This window comes from Candidatus Firestonebacteria bacterium RIFOXYD2_FULL_39_29 (genome assembly GCA_001778375.1).
Classification (GTDB): domain Bacteria; phylum Oederibacteriota; class D2-FULL-39-29; order D2-FULL-39-29; family D2-FULL-39-29; genus D2-FULL-39-29.
In genome coordinates this window covers 1-17546 of sequence record MFGV01000082.1, presented here as the reverse complement: position 1 = coordinate 17546, position 17546 = coordinate 1, and the positions used below count along the sequence as shown (strand labels likewise).

The window sequence follows — 17546 nt, the reverse complement described above, 5'->3', positions numbered from 1 at the left end:
ATTTGTTGATGTTTTAAATATGGCCTGTTCCGCACCCCAAGCGAGTGCGCTAGCCACCTGCGCCACGCCCCGACATCTTCCAACAAACTTCCGTGCAATTTATATTATTTCATTATAATCGGGCGACCATCCACCTAGGTGGATGCGCTAGCCACCTGTCCGCCTTCGGCGAGATCTCTCCGCTTTGCGGAGGACGCCTCCCGCCGGTTTTCCGGCAAGGTCTCGCTGTTTCACAGCGGACGCCCCGACATATTTTTAAAGGGTATTTAGAGGTTTTCGTTTTTGTAAAGTTCTTGTGTCCGAAAAGTGTCCACTATTTTTCTTCATTACTGATATTTATCCTACTTGCCAACTGCTCTACTGCTTGCCGCTTATGATTCTGTGATAAATGTGCGTACTTCATCGTCATCTCTATCTTTGAGTGTCCTAAGAGTTCTTTTACCGTAACAAGGTCAACACCTGCCATAACGAGCTGCGAGGCGAACGTGTGTCTGGTCGTGTACATAATTACGTCGTTAAGTTTTGCTCCCTTTACAGCTTGCGCAAATAATTTCCTGAAATTTACAGTGTTAAAGATTTTACCACAATTATCAGCTGTTTTCAACTTCAAAAAGGTATTATATGCAAATTCATTCATTGGTATTTCCATTACTTTCCCGGATTTACTCTTAATCACATTGAGAACTTTACGCTTGAGGTCTATGTCTTTCCACTCAAGATTGAACAATTCCCCTCGCCTAAGACCTGTATACAAGGCCACAATTATGATTGGTTTTATCTGTTCCGGAGTGTTTTTTAATAACCGGTTAACCTCTTCATTGTCAAGGAACCGAAGTCTACCACTTTCTTCACGAAACTTTTTACGGTATCTTTTACCATTGACACGAATATCAGCTATCCACATTTCGTCTTTTAAATATACTGCCATAGTTTCCTCATTCTTGCATAATTTATATGCAGAGCGGGAATCGGTTATCTTTTCTTTGGAAGTACAGGCTGGGGCTTCGTTTACAATGAAGTTTTGTAGATGGTCAATAGTTTGTCGGATATTGTTATAGAACACCCTGTCTTTTTGGCTTTTAATGTCTTTCGCTTCTATCGTATTCATAAATTATAAATACGATAGAGACCCCAATACACTTTTTATTGCTTAACGATAATCCCGCAAATTACTTATAATGATTTTCTATTTCGCAAATCATTGTGTTATACCAGCTTGTTAACCTTAAAAATTCCGGATTCACTCTACTAAATATTTCGGTCATTCTATCAGCTTTTAGAGAAGTTTGTCCTTCGGTTCTAATAATATCCATCATTTCATTATTCGCTGGTTCGAATACTCGCTCACGTTCTGTATCATAATAATTTCGCAATCGTGACAATGCAGAATACTTATTGGCATCTTTTTCCCAATGATCAAACAACTCTTTCCAGCTATTTATTATAGCCATAATGCACCTCCCCTTAATATTAAAGCAACATATATAATCCTGTAAGATTTGCATAAACATATTGCATTATGGTTAACTGAAATATTTAGCAATCAAGATGGACCTAATCCACTATTTCTTTTCTTCTTTAGGCGGCTGAGGAAGTTTATCCCCTGCTTTGATTATCTTTGGCTTGATTCCTATCCTTATTTCTGTTATTACTTTTTCTGTGTCTGTTTTACTGAACAATAATCCAAGCAATGGGATGTCCATTAATAATGGTATTCCTGACCTTGTTAATCTTTCTTCCTCTTTGATTAATCCGCCAAGGATTGCCGTGTATTCATCTTTTAATTTTATATCCGTCTCTACGGTTCTGCTTCCTATCTCCGGATACCCCTGGGCTGTTACTTTCCCGACTGTGCTTACTTCACAGGTTAATTTTATTGTTACTTCATTATTGCTGTAAATGATTGGTTTTACTTTTAACTTTATTCCTACTTCTTCAAACTGGATTGCTGTTGAAGAAACCACCTGGCCGCCGCTTGTTATTGAACTCGTTGTTATTGGTATCGGAATTTTATCAATTATCTTAATTGTTGCCTCTTTCCCATTATCTACAAGGAGTTTCGGAGTTGCTAAAATCTTTGCTTCTGCATTCTCTCCTCCATAATGAATCAACGCGGGTATTATGCTCGGGATAGAAGCTGTTGTTAGTTGTTCCGGAGGTATAATAGTCTGTATATCAATATACTGTTTTGAATATTCTATACCTATCGTTGAACTTACTGATTTGCTTATTTCCACTACAGGAGCTTCGATTAAGATCTGGTCATTTGAGGTATCTGCAGATTTGATTATTTTTTCCATTTCTTCAGTTTCTTCTTTGGAGCCATAAACCTGTATAGCATTCAATCTTTCATCTGCCTCTATCTTTGTATTTCCTGCAAATTTCTGCAATATTTTGACCAACTCAACTGAATTCGCATAGCCTAACTTTATTATTTTATGAGCACCAGAAACTGTTTGCTGTGTTGATTTTACTTGCGCAGCCTGTGGTTGCTGCTGACAAAAAACCAACGAACTGAAAAGTAAAAATATTGCTGTAAAAATAATAAAACTTTGGTTTTTAAACAATCTTCCTCCTAACTATGCCCTGTACCCAATGTGGTGCAGGGTCATTGTATCTCTAGAATTTTTGAATCTCAAACATCGGGCTTTTTATTTCTTCCGTTTCAAACGGACTGCTTTTTTTACCTTTCCCTTTATTCTTATCCTTGTCCTTCTCTTTTCCGTTTCCCTGACCATTATTTCCCTTTTCCTTATCAGCGTCTTTATCATTTCCATTATTTTCATTCTTCCCGCTATTTCCTTTATCTTTTCCCTGTCCTGAGCCTGTTGAGGCGCCTTGTGAATCGTTACCCGGCCTGTGATCTTTAAACTGCCCATTATTATGGTCTTTCATGCTGTTCCAAATTACCTCTCCGGTATTCTGATCCTTTATTTCCGTATATGTGTAGGCAATATTTATCTTCTTATCCTCTTTGCCTTTTTTACTTTCTTTGCTGTCTTTACTTCCCCTGTTTTCCTTATCCGTCCTGTCAGCCTCGTCCTTCCATTTCGGTCTTTTTTTATTCTCTTTCTTTGTTTCCTCTGCTTTTCTTGCTTCTTTTCCTTCTTTTGTTTCCCATTTTTCTTTTTCTTTTTCGCTTTGCGTCTGTCTTTCCTCTATCTGCTTTTGCCATTCCGGCTTATTTTGGTTTTCCTTTTGCTTTTCCTCTTTCTTCTTTACTAATTCCTGTTCCGGCGGCAAATCGGGAACTTCAGGTAATTTGGTCCCAAAAACAACTATTCTCTTATTCATTGAATCCGCTATGTATAAATTACCCAGAGTGTCAAAACATACTCCTTTAGGATGGTTAAAGTTAAGGCCGTCCGCAAAACTAATAGTTAACTTTATATTCCCCGCTACATCAAGCTTTACGACCCTGTTATTATTGCTGTCAGCTACAATTACATCGCCGCTTGCATTTACGACAACCCCATCCGGTTTTGTGAGTGTCTTTGAGCAATCAATGGTTTTAACTAATACACCTTGCCCATTAAACACCTTGATATTATCCTGATTCCTATTTGCAACAAAATAATATATGTTGCCGGATTCATCCTTCCAAATATCTACATCTTCAGGTTTATTAAGCTGACCCGCTCCGATAGTATTAAAAAGTGTTCCATCGGGATTGAGTATCCTTATTACATTCTGGTTTCTGTCTGCCGCTATTATTTTTCCGGTTTCATCAACTTTTAACCCGCAAACCTTATTGAAAAACCCCTGCCCTAATGTTGCTATGTGATTTCCGTTAGAGTTGAACTTCTCTATTACGCTTGTATTTCTACTTCCTGCATAAATATTTTCGTTACTATCAAGCGCTATGCCTTCGGGCTTGTTCAAAATCCCTTTTCCGATGCTTATTGAATTTCCTTTATGGTCAAGGACTTTTATACAGTCATTTTCCCTGTCCGCAGCGTAAATATATCCGTCTTTATCTACGGCTATTTTATCGGGATGAGACAACCTGTCATATATTGCCAATAAGAATTTAAATGTCATTATTGTGACTTTTACTGTTTCTATTCTGGAGTTCAGCACCTTATCAACTGCGGTAAGTCTCAGAGTATAAATTCCTTCAGACAGTCCAGCTGTGTCCCACTTCCCGAGCTCGCCCCCTTCCGGAACTTGCAAAGAAGAGGTCTTTATAGCAAACCAGGTTGCCGGTGTCTCTCCTGCGCCGTATTCAAGGATATAGTTATCAAAATTAGTATCCGTTGCCATTCCGATTACAGAAACAATACCATTAACGTATTCATTGTTTACCGGAGATGTTATTTTAGCCGCAGGAGCCGTGTTATCAAGGGTAATACTTACGGTTCTTGAGAGCTCTGTATTCAAAAGATTATCCAAACTCCTATAATTAACCCCATGAACCCCGTCTGCCGTGCTTATGGGGATATTAAAGATATTCGCGGTACTCCAGCCGTTGTCAATACTATACTCATTCCGTAAACTACCTGAACCGGAATCTATAGAGGTCAGAGTAAACGCCGTTCCCGATGAGACCAACAAAGGACTCACTCCGCTGTATTGCGGCTGACCGATCGAGATGGAAGAAACTGATGGTGTATTATCAAGGTAAACTTCTTTCAATTTTGCTATTTCTATATTACCCAAAGCATCTTCCGCGTAGTACGCCAAGAAATGCTTACCGTCGGCTAATCCGGGATTATTCAATAAAATACTCGTCGAGAATACTATCGTTTCGGATGTATTAGCAATAACATTTATACTGCCGTTATCAATCGTGTAATAGATTTTAGCCAGTTTTGATGAATCATCTGTAGATGTAATTGTTATGCCCGTGCTGCTGTTCACATAATCATTATAGCTCGGAATGCCTAAGGATATAGAGCTAACCGGCGGTGTGGAATCAACCCTTAAAGTCACAGCCAGAGTTTTTTCTACCTCGACATTGCCGATATTATCAACGCTATAATATGTTATTAAATGACCGCCTTGCGCATAATTTGCAAGATTAAACTGGTTTGTGTAAATCCTGTAATCTTCGCTGTCTATTTTGTATTTTATTTCCTTTACTCCTGAGCCAGTATCTACTGCCGTCAAAGTAAAGTTCGTTTCTTTAAAGACTATTAACTTATCCACTTCTACTACTTTCGGTTCACTTACGTCTATTATTGAAGCAGGCGGGGCAATATCAACATAAAGCGTTTTTGTTTTTGTAGTTTCAATATTTCCAACGTTATCTATACTTCTATAGCTAATCACATTTGAACTGCTTAAAGACAGTTTGAACGGAACTGAATATATCAACCAATCACCACCGTTTATATTATACTCAATCTTGTTCACTCCGGAACCGGAGTCAGTTGCTGCTAAATTAATCAATGTTTCAGTGGTTACCCATGTGTTATCACCCAGAACATACTGAGGAATCCCGATATTCAGGTTGGACACCGATGCCGCATTATCAATAGTTACTCTAAACTCTTTCTCGGTTTCCCAGTTACCTGCTTTATCCACAGATTTATATCTTATTACCTGCTCACCTGCGGCAATAAAACTGATCGGAGTGGTATATGTTAACCAATCCGCTCCATTTACTTTGACGCTCGAATAATCAACTCCCGAAGGCGGCACACCGTCGTCTATTGAAAATATACTGTAAGTAAAACTTGCCGGGGCGAAATTTGCCTGCCCGTTGTTATATAAATCACCGCTTGGTAACACACTGCTGACCGGAGGTAGAGCATCAGGGAGCTTTATTTCTATACTTTGAATTCCCGTCGTCAAACCAAGCGTGCCCTTTTTCAGCTCGTAGTAAATATTTCCTGTCCCACCGGTAATATTTGAAGGAACTACACCATTAATCGTAACACTGTTGTCTCCCGTCGCAAGATCAAAACCGGAGGCACCTATCGGGAAACCGTCAAATATACTGGGATTCAGCGTACATCCGGCAATATTTCTGTTTGAATTAATTTTTAGCTTTAATGCAATATTATTACCGGGATAATAGAACGCCTTATCAAGTGCTGCTTCCACATATTTTACGGTATACCCTATGACATCAAAGACCGCGCTCCCGTATGATTTTTCAGCGGCTCCTTCGGGTAGAAATGCATAGCTGATATAATAGTTGCCTGTCACCATCTCCTGCGGCAGATTAAACTGGAAATTAAGATGAGTTGAAGATGTTACATTAAAAGTATTCTGATAATTCGGCGCGGTTATTTCCAGAACCCCGCTTACCAGAGACGATGCCGATACGGTAATGGCCTCACCGGAATTATATACCTGTTTGTTCATCGTTATCGCAACTTCTTCGCCTTTCTTATAAATATACAGCGAATTTAAATATAAAGCTCTTCCGGATTCAAGGTAAACACCGAAACTAAGTTTATTAGCAGTAAAATGCACCGGTATATTGAATATTACAGGGGTCTCTGTTCCGCTAAATTGCATAACTGCGGTCTTTTCTTCGTAATCTCCAAATTTGACCGTTACATATCCCGCAGGAGAAAGCTCGTTTACGCTTAACACTTTAACAGTGAATACCGCTGTTTCACCTTCAGCATAAGAGACTTTGTCAAGACTATTGGTTACATTAATGCCGTATCCTTTTACAGAGAATGGAATATTGTATTCCACATTATTTACCTTAGCCAGACCAATATAGTCCTTCGAAAGTAAATCATCAGAAATGTTAAAACCAAAATTAACGGTTGCTTCTTCTCCGGAAAGCAATTTCACCGCGTAGAAACTGTTAATGAAATCCTCGGAGTTGAAAGATACATTTGTAAATCCGGCAACAGGTCCGGAATTCTTAACCATTAATGGAACGACAGCTGCACTTCCTGCGTTAAATGACAAATTCTGTGGTATTTCGCTTAAAGCAAAAGACGGCGCCAGATTGAACGCAAGCGTCGTTTCATTCACGACATCTGTGCCGGACATAACCTGTGCTTTTAAATTATAGTCTCCGGGACTTACACCGTCTAAAACATCGAAGATGTAAGACAGAGTTTTTTCTTCGCTTGGATTTAATTCCAGGCTGGTCTGCTTGTCCTGGAACGAAGTTGAGAGCATAAGATTGCCTTTAAATACATTTAATCCCGAATTCTTAACTGTCAAGGCAAACTCCGCGCTCTTAATACTTACCGATGTCAGATTAAGATTTGTAATACTAACCTTGTTATAATTCCTTACCGTAATATTTGCCTGTCCGGTCCCGAAAATAGTTTCGTAAGTTAAAACATAATCGCCTTCCGGCAAATCCGGCGTATAATAATCTATTATCTCGCCGCTCTTCGGAACATAAGCCCATTTCGTTTCCGTCATCCCGTTTATTTTGAAAGTTATGTTGAACTGACTGTCCAACAAGCCTATGTTTATAGCCTTATATAGAATGCTTACAGGTCCGCTCGAATATAACGCCTCAGGCTGGACGGTAAAATTGATCTTCTCGCCAAATGCAACGAGTTTTTGCGTTGTCTTTTCTATATCCCCGGTTAACGTTACGTTAAATATAGTATCTTTAATTATCGAAAATGTTTTTGTAAATACATAAGAGTTACCTGAAGATATAGTTATTCCCGTAGTTGACAGTGTGTCCGATAATCCTTCGCCTGTTATATCCAGATTGAGAGTCACATCCGTACTGCTTGTATTCTTTAACACGCCTGAAAACACGAACGGATCCTGCCCTGTGCTATCCGGAGCCAATATTGAAACTTCAATAGAGGGATTTTCAACTATAACCTTTTCTGTAATAATATTTAGCCCTATCCCGGCCGAAAGATTAAAACCTGACTGCCCGCTTGTTGAAGCTGTAAATGTCCTTACTTCATTTCCCGTCAGATCGAATGTCTGTGTAAGGATGACATCGTCATTTTTCTTAAGATTAAAAGTAAGCCCGGTAAAACTATCCGTCGAACTGTTTTTAATTTCCCCCGTTATATTTATCTGCTCCCCGGGTTTGTATGCCTTCTTATCAAGACTGAATGATATCAGTATCGGAGAATCGCTGACATAAAAAGAATTAGACTCTCCGTTCATGAATTGCCCCAGGCTGTTATTAAGGGTTGAAACAGTATAATATTTTCCGGCAACCGTAATAATCCCGGTGTTATCCGCATATCCTGCGACAGAGGAGATACTCACAGTCTTTTTCGCCTGATAAATCATGCTTCCTATCTTGTTTAATTCATCAGAATTCCCGCCGTAAGGGGTAACATATCCTGAACTGAGTCCCTGATCCCATGAGGTTTGTTTTAAATAGACAGTTCCACTTGACCCGCTTATTCCGCCGCTGCTGCCGATACCGCCGTTAGCAGCTAATACTCCATAATGATTCCAATTGTTATAATATATCGCGACCCTGCCTCCCCCCCTCCGCCATAGCCGCTTCCACCGTCAGCCGAAATATTTCCGCTTCCGCATATATTTTTGGTTATTATATATACACTCCCTCCACTGGCTGAATTATTGTTTCCATTTACATTAATATTTCCTTCCAAATGCAAAACGCTGTTTACATTTAACTTTATCGCTCCGCCTCCGGCTCCACCTGTTGAACCAGTACCCCCTGAGCCTAGAGAAATCGGTTGCTCCGCGCTTCCATAAGCAGGTCCGCCGACAGCAGTATATAACGCACCTCCATTACCTCCATATCCCGCACCACCCCCTGAAGTTCCGTTATAAACTCCGCCTATCCCGGGACCTTGATTAACAGGGAAACCTTTACCTGTCGCGCTTATGCTACCGCCATATTCTATAAAAATATTTTCTGCTGTTAAATCAAATCCAAGTATACCCGCGGAATGCGTTAAAATACCCCCTGATAGAATCTTCAAGTCAGTAACGGACATATTTATATCCAGTATAAATGTACCCAAATTCCCAATGGTCAGAGTACTTGCGCTGAAAGCTCCGCCATGGTCATTAACTATGCCGTTTGCATTTACTTTAAATTCTTGCGTTACATTTAAAGTATTGCCAGTTTTAATATCCAGTTGCGCCTTATTTAAAACATTTATGTTATCAAAACTATATTGACCATCAACAAAAGGAGTGAGATTGCCCAAATTGTTATTGTTGTCTACCTTTAAATCCCCATTTGTCTGTATGCTTCCCTTCGTAAATATTGTTCCTGCTCCACCTAAATAATTCGTACCGCCATATCCGACCAACCCTCCGTACGCTTTTATGATTCCGGTAAAATTATTCTGATCATAATATATTGCTATCCTGCCTCCCCCTCCGCCGCCAAACTGTCCGGTTGCATCAGAGCCATTGGCACTTATCATTCCGCTCCCTTCCAACTGCGAAGCAATTATATATACTGAACCTCCGCTTCCTCCTGTTGATCCATAACCAGGCAATGATCCTTCTGATTTTATACTCCCGTCTATCCTTACTGTCCCTGTACTCCTTATTTTTATTGCTCCTCCGCCGGACCCTGCTTCACTGCCACCTCCAACTGCAAAGGCACCGCCTCCTGAACCAAAATCATACGGCTCTTTTATACTCCCATACACACTGCCTCCGGAAATACTCCCATAACTCATTCCTCCATTTCCGCCGTATCCTCCGCCACTTGCATATCCACCCACAACTACACCTTTTCCGGTCCCCTGATTTTTTGGATATCCTTTTCCAACTGCGTTTATACTGCCGCCATTATCTATAGTTATACTTCCGGCTGTTAAATCAAATCCAAGTATACCTGCAGAATGCGTTAAAATCCCCCCGGATAATATTTTAAATTCCGATAATGTAAGTTTTGAATCCAAATAGTACGTACCCAGGTTGCCTATGGTTAATTTATTGCAATTAATATTTGCTCCGCTTTGATACATTGTCCCGTTTGCATCTACTTTCATTTCCTGCGTCAAAATAACATTGCCGCTTGAATATCCCGTTCCACTTGCTTGTATATTAAAATTCCCAGCATTGATTGTATCTCCGGAAGAAATCTCCAATCTTCCCTTATTTAAAACATTTATGTTATCAAAACTATATTGACCATCAACAAAAGGAGTGAGATTACCCAAATTGTTATTGTTGTCTACCTTTAAATCTCCGTTTGTCTGTATGCTTCCCTTCGTAAATATTGTTCCTGCTCCACCTAAATAATTCGTACCGCCATATCCGACCAACCCTCCGTACGCTTTTATGATTCCGGTAAAATTATTCTGGATATAATATATTGCTATCCTGCCCCCGCCTCCTCCACCAAACTGTCCGGTCGCGGCGGATCCGCTCGCGCTTATTGCACCGCTGCCTTCCAACTGCGAAGCAATTATATATACTGAACCTCCGCTTCCTCCTGTTGATCCATATCCGGGCATAGATCCTTCCGAACTTATAATTCCATCTATCCTTACTATTCCTGTGCTCCTTATCTTTATCGCTCCGCCTCCGGACCCTGCTTCACTGCCACCTCCTGCAGCAAAGGCTCCTCCTCCTGAACCTAAATCATACGGATCTTTTATACTGCCATACGCACTGCCCCCGGGAATACTCCCATAACTCATTCCTCCATTGCCGCCATATCCTCCGCCACTTGCATATCCACCTACAATTACACCTTTTCCTGCCCCCTGGTTTTTTGGATATCCTTTTCCATTCGCGTTTATAATGCCTGACACATTAACAGATGTGCTAATTAATTCAAGTTTTCCGCTATCTGTAGTTCCATCATAAGCTTTCACATAAAGGGTACCTGTAATTTGTACGGAATTAATATATGTCTTGGCTCCAAATAAGGTATAACTTTCCCCTAAAGGAACAATCAAATCATTCGCATTATCCGTAATAGCTGACAGTCCCGGATTACAGAATAAAACTAAAAGCATTATCAAGTACAATGTCTTTTTCATATAGCTCCGTAAAAGTTATTAGCAAACAGTTCTAGTCAAAACTTGTAGTTGCTTGATTTACCAAGCGTTTCTGGCCTCATAAAATGAGGCAACTACAAAAAATATCTATAATGATGTATTCTGATAACTCAGTACGACTTGCTCGCACTGACAATCCAGACCTTATTATCTTCCACTGCGATAAACCTTACATTGGTATTACTTACTCCGTCCGTCGTTGTATAGCTCTTCCAAATATTTGCCGCTTTGTTTAATACCGATACGCCTTTATCCGTTCCTATCCAGATCTCGTCTTTTGTTTCTGTCACATAATAACAGACATTGGATATCAAGCCGTTCGCTGTAGTTAAGGCGCTCCAGGAACTCGTACTCTTGTCATATTTATTTATCCCATTCTTCGTTGCTATCCAAACATTACTGCTGTTCGCGTATATTGACTTTGCCCAGTTATCAAGTAATCCTTCACCGGTAGTATATTTTTCCCATGTGTTATTTATCTTGCTATACCTGTTTAAACCAAGAATCGTACCCACCCAGATGAAATTACCGTCAACTGAAACACTGTTTATCTGATCAAATGTCAGCCCGTCTTTAGAATACCATTTTGTGAATGTTTCGTTTAACTTATCCATCCTGTTTAACCCGTAAGACGACCCTATCCATAAATAATTCCCGTCATTAGCCAGACTTAGAATCGCATTAGCCGACAAGCCTTCGTTTGTTGTATACTTCTTCCATGTGCCGGAGGATTTTTCATACCTGAGTAATCCTGCCTTTGCAGCTCCAACCCATACATAATCTGAATCGACCGCTACGGTAAATACACATTTCTCTATTCCGGATACATACGGTACAGTTATCGTCTGATACTGCCCCGTTGCTTTATTATACTTCGCAATTTCTCCGTTGTCTTTCCCATACCATATCGTTGTTTTTTCCACCGCAATCGCTGTTATCCCGTTAAGTTCCGGATGCTTCACAATACTCTCGGCAGGCCTATATACTTTTGTTTCGAGTGTTGCATTCGTGATGCTTCCCTGCGGTATAACGGTCGTTGATACGGTTGCTGTATTTCCGTTTAAGTAATTTTTTTTATCCATAGTTACCGATATATTCGCGGTCAACCCCGTAACTGCCACGTACTGTTGTATGACAGTCTTTTTATTTGTCTTCTTATCCGTTATTATCCCGTTTACCACATACTGCCCGCCTGACATCTGAGAATTGGTAAGATCAAGATATGGTCTCTTTACCTCTCCCCATGCCAGTGTATCGCTTCCGGATGCTTGATTGATTACTACATCATTAAAATCTATAAGCTTTATAACATAATCATAAATAGTATTTGATCCGCCGATATTTTCGAGCTTTGCTGTAATCCTGCTTCCGTAACTATATGGACCATTACTTTCAATACTCCCTGATATATTCGGCGGTGCTACGGAAAAACTATAAATATAAGAAAGTGTATTCCCAAGTATCAGATCTATTCTTACTCCCTGCACGCCATAATTCGCAGAAAGCGGTATATTTATATTATACACCTTGCTGACTGTTTCCCCTTTATTAAGACTCATAGAATCTGTCCGACTAAATCCCATTGCCGGTGCTGTTACTGCTGCGCTTAAAGACATGTTAAACATGCCGGTATTTGTTAATTCCAGAATCGCAGCAGCATTTTCTCCCGACTTGTATGATAATTTATCAAATGAAAATTTCCTTGAAATACTACAAGGGATATTTACCGTGCTGTCTATTACACCGTCTTCCGTAATCGCAGAAACTGTCATAGTATAATTACCAAATTTCAATGCCGGAATATTAACAGAATAGGCAACCTCTGTTGATTGACCTATTCCCGCGCTAAAAGTTTTTGTTTCTGCAAATATAACAGATGAAAAAGGGTCCTTTAGTTCTGCTTTAATCTGACCATTATTAACGGCAGATTTGCCGATATTGTCCACTTTTACATTGACTAAGTTGGAACCTAAAGCAAAAGAATTGGGAAGGATTGTTGTAAGCTTGAGCTCTGCTTTTGGGACTTCTATATATACTGATGCTGTTCCAACTTTACTCCCGTTGCTTTCGATATCTACGGTGATGATATAGAAACCCTGTTTTGACGGAACAATGAAATTAAATGCTTCTGATGAAATACTATTTGCGGTTAAATTAGTCATCCTAGTCTCTTCGAATACTTTGCTGTTAATAGCATCAGTAACAACTACTTTTGAGCTTACTGCATAGTCAAGAGCCAAAAGATTCTTTAAATTTAATGTAATAATTGAAGTCTCTCCGGGCGCATACTCCGTTTTATCTACAGAAATAATCGTCTGAACCGATGCCGGATACATTTTGCCGGATATTGCAGGGCTGCCTATGCTGGAACCGTCCGTTGTATTATAAATCATGGCATTAAATGAATAAAAATCATTATTCTGGATATCCTGGATATTATGCATTATCACGGGTATGTTTAAAGTACTGTTCGCTTGAACTACAAATGTCCCGACATCCTGCCTGTCCGTATGAACCCAATCCCTCGCAACTTTTAGTGTTTGGTCGCTGCTCCCTTTATTCTGTATAGTTATTACAAATGTCACATCACTTCCGTCAATCAATACATCCGAAGGCGCAGTCACATTAAACGTCAAATCAGCCATTGGCTGGGCTAATTTTAAATATTGATTCAAAGGCGTTAAAGGATCCAAGGCATATTTTATAAGGGAGTTGACAAGTGTTTTTTCTTCATTGCTTAAGTTATACATATAATTTCCAAATTCGCTGTATAATGTCGTTGCGATTACTTTTCCATTCCCGTAAGGATACTCAATCATCGCCGGCTGCTGGTTTTTCTGTCTGCCTAAATATATCTTTGCGTTGTTAGGCCAGGCTGTGAAATATCCATCAACGGAAGCATCCATATATACTCTGGTCTGATCATTAAATATTGCGGACTCTTCATTTATATATACCGCATTGGCATGACAACTCTGGTCTTCCGCATAACCATAGCCTCTTACGGCTCCTCCGGGTAAGTCTGCAAATTGATAGCCATTTTGCTGGGTAAAGACTATGAGGGTGCCGCCAGCCTGGACATACAGGGCTATATTATCTTTTACGCTTTGAGAAAGTCCATTGTATCCACCGGAAGGTAATACCATAACGTGATTTGTTGTAACTAACAGCTCCGGTGGAAATTCAAGCATTAGTCCTAAACTATCGTAGCCAAGCTTATCTTGAAGCAAACGATACATTCGACCTGCCATACCGGTCAGAGGTATTACGAGAGGTACATTGCCATTGCTTGGCGGATTATCCAAGTTTGCCTGCTCAGGAGGCATTACGGATTCGTTGTCGTCAGGGTTTAACTGAACCATAAACAAACAAGCCACACCTTTAGTACTTATATGTACAACGAGACTTGCCAATTCAGCTCCATTTTTATTATATGCTGTTATTTTGAAATTTCCTAATCCGGTTACGAAGCTTGTAAATACATTATTAGACTTTTGCACAGGTGTCGTTGTCACTCCGGCACCTAATGTAGTTATTCCTATACTATACACTTCTGCTTTTAAAGCTTTTACAGCAGGCCATCCTGCCTGATTTGTCCCCGGGATATGGCACGGATTTAAACCGGTTAACCCTTTTACATTAAAATAACCACCCGCAGATACTCCACTATTTGTCGGGTCAAATGGAAACGGATCTTCCCAGTCATATAATTTATCACCATCTGAATCCAAAGGCTTTGGAGCACAGTTCGTATTATATGGATCATTTGGTGCACAGTCATAAATATCAGGTATTCCGTCACGATCAATATCTGGAAGTGACCTATAAGTTGAAAAATTAAATCCAAGGTATGGGATTATTTCATTCCCTGCCAAATCTTTTGATGTCGGAGAAATCGTTACTTTATATTGCTTATCATCCGCAAGTTGTCCCAATATAGCATATTTCACCGTGTTTCCAGTCCATTCAGGTAAACCAAAAACGACTCCGCTTATGCTGACAGAGACAGAAGTCCTGTCCATCTCTTTACTAAACGTTACACTTACCGTAGTAGGCGATGTTGTATGATTTCCCATTGGGAAACAATCGACTACTTCTGGCATTTTGGCGTTTTGTATTTTAAACTGGCGCAGTGTGTCGTCTGACCAATTCCCCGCCCTATCAACTGTTCTTGCAATCAATGTATGTTGCCCACTGGAAATATTGGAAATATCCCAATCATATTTATATTCAGAAAGCTCTATCGGTACTGTATCATTTTCGTATAAAAATACCGGGATGCCGTTTGAATCCTTGTAAGTATAAACTTTAGTAATTAAATGATCTGCATCCACTTGGTCAAGATAATATTCAACTTTAAATATTCCCGATCCATTAGCCCCATCAGTAGCCGTTGCTTTTATAGTATAAGTAGAAGACTGATTCTGATCTATAATCTCATTATCAATAGGAGCCGCAATTTGGACTACTGGTTTGCCCGACGATGTGTTTACCATTCTTTCAGAATCTAATTCTGGATGATATGGATTAGTTTGTTCACGCCACTGAGTATAAGGGAATAAAACCCATCCATTCAACTCATTATATGGCGAAGGATAATCTGTCAATAATTTAACATAAGAACCCTCTTTCGAATTCCAATTACTAAATAAATCTTCTCCTGAACGTACTAAATCTCGACCCTCACCGTTTGGTGTTGGCCCTTCGCTGCCTCCCACTTGCGCTTCTTCATATGAACGCTCTACTATTCCTATACAAGTATAACATTCTTCCCCATTTAAGGTATTATAACCTTTTTGTTCCTCAAGAGATGGCTTAAACACTATCAGCATTTTTTCATATGGTACTGCATACAAGCAACCTATTTTTGAATTTGCAAAAGAAATTATCTTTCGTCTCTGTTCTTTTGTAACAGATCCCATATTTAAATATTTTTCATATACAGATAAATCTCTTTTTTCGCGTTTTACCTTCTGCCCAATTCCCGGAGCATGGATTATATAATCATTTCCATCCTCATCTGTTCCAAAATAAATCATTGCATGCCCAATATAACCAGGCACACCCGTTCTATAACTAAATGTATATTGATTTTGTCCACCACCCCACATCTGACGAAGAGAAGAATATGCAACATCTCCTACTTCCTTAGATTCTAATAAGCCAGATAATGATAAAAACAAAATAAGCGCTAAAATTGATACTACTTTCTTTCTCATATTGCTTTACTTCTCCTTACCTGAATCCGCTAAGTAGCCGATAATTCTCTCATAAAATTGTTTAATTTCTAAGTCCTTTTCTTTACTTAACAACCCGCGTAATTCTTTTATTAATAGAGCATTTTTTTTGTTAATGTCACGTCTCAAACAAGACAATGCGGCTTCTTTAATCTCTGGATACTTGGTTTTTTCCAATATTTTAATTAATAAATTATTACTTTCTTTTTCGTTTATGTGCCAATATACAGATATCAATTTTTCCCGCAAAGCTACTACTTCATTTTCTTTAAATATTATTTCTTCAAGCCGCTTATTTATTTTTTTATCCATTCCGATCAAATAGCCTTCTTCAAACATTGTAGGATTAATAATCAAAGGTTGAGGATTGTCTTTTATTCTAATTTTCATGCCCTCTATAATATCATTAAATATTTTATTGTCATCTTCCGAAGGCTCTTTCCTTTTTTGAATTATTTTTTTTGCAATATCCATATAACCATTTTCCGCTAAAAAACCCGAACTAATTATCCTTACCATATAATATTCGTCATTCAAAGAGTCCATAATAAACTTATCTTCTTCGGGGTTTTTCTTTTGATCAAAAATCATCTCGGCATAAATACTTATTACTTGTAATCGTAATTTTCTATTTTTTGTGGTAGCAGATTTACGCAAGGGATCCAGGGCTTTGTCACCTAATGCCTTCAATTCTTCTCGTCCTTCTTTTATAATTTTTTCATCTTGCGACGCTAATTTATCGATAGAATCATTGAGAGGTATCTTAGCATTAATGTCTTTATCCCTAGCAGTATCTTCAGCAGCACTACATCCGCATCCAAACACCAGCAACATAAAAACTGCTATTATATTTTTCATCCTGAACTCTCCCTTAATATTTATTTTATCTCACCGCACCGGAAATAAACTTCCAATATTTCACGCCGAGCAAGGAGCATACTTCTCCTCTGAATTCGTTTACATCAGATTCCTTGCTGGCTTTTCCGCCCTAAAGCCTGGCGGACTGCCCACCCTAAAACCGGCGGACAGGATTAGCACAAGATCTTTAATGAAAAACCAAATCCACAGGGTAAATCTGCTTTTCAGCTCTTTCATGAAACAAAACCCCGTTTGTCAATAAACACCCCCAGATTAAATTATTGTCTTAATTATAACAAAGAAATTTATATCCGTCCATCTGTTTTTTGACTGATTTTTACATCAAAATCAACTCATAGTGCTGTTCGCCTGAACCACAAATGTTCCGACTACCTGCCTGTCCGTATGAACCCAATCCCTTTCCACTTTCAGTGTCTTATCACTACTTCCTATCTAACGAGTCGAGTAGAACGGTGACGTAGTGATTACAGGCTCTTCTTGGCTGTATCCGTCGTTTCCAACTTCGTGCCCGTTTAGATTTGCCATA

General features: G+C 39.3%; 7 protein-coding genes. All 7 read right to left on the bottom strand.

The window, feature by feature from the left end:
* Window positions 1-313: 313 nt before the first annotated feature.
* The 7 genes from A2536_09225 to A2536_09195 all read right to left on the bottom strand — a co-directional run bounded on the left by A2536_09225 (window position 314) and on the right by A2536_09195 (window position 16999).
* On the bottom strand, window positions 314-1108 hold the full coding sequence (locus A2536_09225) for a hypothetical protein (GenBank protein ID OGF44718.1): 795 nt from the start codon (window positions 1106-1108) through the stop codon (window positions 314-316).
* Between the two features lie 61 nt (window positions 1109-1169).
* Window positions 1170-1451, bottom strand: coding sequence for a hypothetical protein (locus A2536_09220; GenBank protein OGF44717.1), 282 nt, complete (start codon window positions 1449-1451; stop codon window positions 1170-1172).
* 111 nt (window positions 1452-1562) lie between these two features.
* Window positions 1563-2567 carry a hypothetical protein gene (locus A2536_09215; protein ID OGF44716.1) on the bottom strand — a complete coding sequence of 335 codons (1005 nt, stop codon included), beginning with the start codon at window positions 2565-2567 and terminating at the stop codon, window positions 1563-1565.
* Window positions 2568-2619: 52 nt separating this feature from the next.
* A complete protein-coding gene (locus A2536_09210) occupies window positions 2620-8190 on the bottom strand; it encodes a hypothetical protein (GenBank protein ID OGF44715.1) in 5571 nt (1856 codons plus the stop codon).
* A gap of 149 nt (window positions 8191-8339) precedes the next feature.
* Window positions 8340-10886: a hypothetical protein gene (locus tag A2536_09205; protein OGF44714.1), complete on the bottom strand. Its 2547-nt coding sequence runs from the start codon at window positions 10884-10886 to the stop codon at window positions 8340-8342.
* Window positions 10887-11014: 128 nt separating this feature from the next.
* Window positions 11015-16123, bottom strand: a complete 5109-nt coding sequence (locus A2536_09200; GenBank protein ID OGF44713.1) for a hypothetical protein — start codon at window positions 16121-16123, stop codon at window positions 11015-11017.
* A gap of 6 nt (window positions 16124-16129) precedes the next feature.
* Window positions 16130-16999 carry a hypothetical protein gene (locus A2536_09195; GenBank protein OGF44712.1) on the bottom strand — a complete coding sequence of 290 codons (870 nt, stop codon included), beginning with the start codon at window positions 16997-16999 and terminating at the stop codon, window positions 16130-16132.
* Between the last annotated feature and the right edge of the window lie 547 nt (window positions 17000-17546).

Excerpts from the sequence above, each read along its gene's own strand:
- A2536_09225 (OGF44718.1), bottom strand. The coding sequence starts at position 1,108 with ATGAATACGATAGAAGCGAAAGACATTAAAAGCCAAAAAGACAGGGTG.
- A2536_09220 (OGF44717.1), bottom strand. The coding sequence starts at position 1,451 with ATGGCTATAATAAATAGCTGGAAAGAGTTGTTTGATCATTGGGAAAAA.
- A2536_09210 (OGF44715.1), bottom strand. The coding sequence starts at position 8,190 with ATGATTTATCAGGCGAAAAAGACTGTGAGTATCTCCTCTGTCGCAGGA.
- A2536_09205 (OGF44714.1), bottom strand. The coding sequence starts at position 10,886 with ATGAAAAAGACATTGTACTTGATAATGCTTTTAGTTTTATTCTGTAAT.
- A2536_09200 (OGF44713.1), bottom strand. The coding sequence starts at position 16,123 with ATGAGAAAGAAAGTAGTATCAATTTTAGCGCTTATTTTGTTTTTATCA.
- A2536_09195 (OGF44712.1), bottom strand. The coding sequence starts at position 16,999 with ATGAAAAATATAATAGCAGTTTTTATGTTGCTGGTGTTTGGATGCGGA.